Source organism: Pseudomonas sp. Sample_14, assembly GCF_004307515.1.
In the GTDB taxonomy this organism is placed as follows: Bacteria; Pseudomonadota; Gammaproteobacteria; order Pseudomonadales; family Pseudomonadaceae; genus Aquipseudomonas; species Aquipseudomonas atacamensis.
The window spans coordinates 1-828 of the sequence record NZ_RCOC01000047.1; the positions used below are offsets into that span (position 1 = coordinate 1).

Genomic DNA, 828 nt, shown 5'->3' on the forward strand with positions numbered 1-828 from the left:
CACCTCCTTACCTGAAGATACCTTCCCGCGCAGTGTCCACACAGATTGTCTGATAGAAGTAACGAGCAATAGTAGTATCAGAGTCCCCATCGTCTAGAGGCCCAGGACACTGCCCTTTCACGGCTGTAACAGGGGTTCGAATCCCCTTGGGGACGCCATACCGGTAACGAAGTGAAAGTCGTTATCACCGTATCTCAAAACTGACTTTAACGAGTCACGTTTGAGATATTTGCTCTTTAACAATCCGGAACAAGCTGAAAATTGAAACGACATGTCGTTTTCATTCTCCGTAATAAGAATGAAATCTACGATATGTTCGAGTCTCTCAAATGCTCGCAACGACAACACGTGTTCCGTATGGGACGCTTGTGGGTTGTGAGGTTAAGCGACTAAGCGTACACGGTGGATGCCTAGGCAGTCAGAGGCGATGAAGGGCGTGCTAATCTGCGATAAGCGTCGGTAAGGTGATATGAACCGCAACAACCGACGATACCCGAATGGGGAAACCCAGTGTGATACGTCACACTATCATGTCATGAATACATAGTGGCATGAGGCGAACCGGGGGAACTGAAACATCTAAGTACCCCGAGGAAAAGAAATCAACCGAGATTCCCCCAGTAGCGGCGAGCGAACGGGGAACAGCCCAGAACCTGAATCAGTTTGTGCATTAGTGGAAGCGTCTGGAAAGTCGCAGGGTACAGGGTGATACTCCCGTACACAAAAATGCACTTACTGTGAGTTCGATGAGTAGGGCGGGACACGTGACATCCTGTCTGAATATGGGGGGACCATCCTCCAAGGCTAAATACTACTGACTGACCGATA

At 49.2% G+C, this 828-nt stretch carries 1 tRNA gene and 1 rRNA gene; both read left to right on the forward strand.

From position 1 onward, the window contains the following. Positions 1–82: 82 nt before the first annotated feature. Positions 83–158, forward strand: a tRNA-Glu gene (locus tag D8U61_RS11175). A 221-nt stretch (positions 159–379) separates the two neighbouring features. Beyond that, positions 380–828, forward strand: a 23S ribosomal RNA gene (locus D8U61_RS11180); the annotation flags it as partial.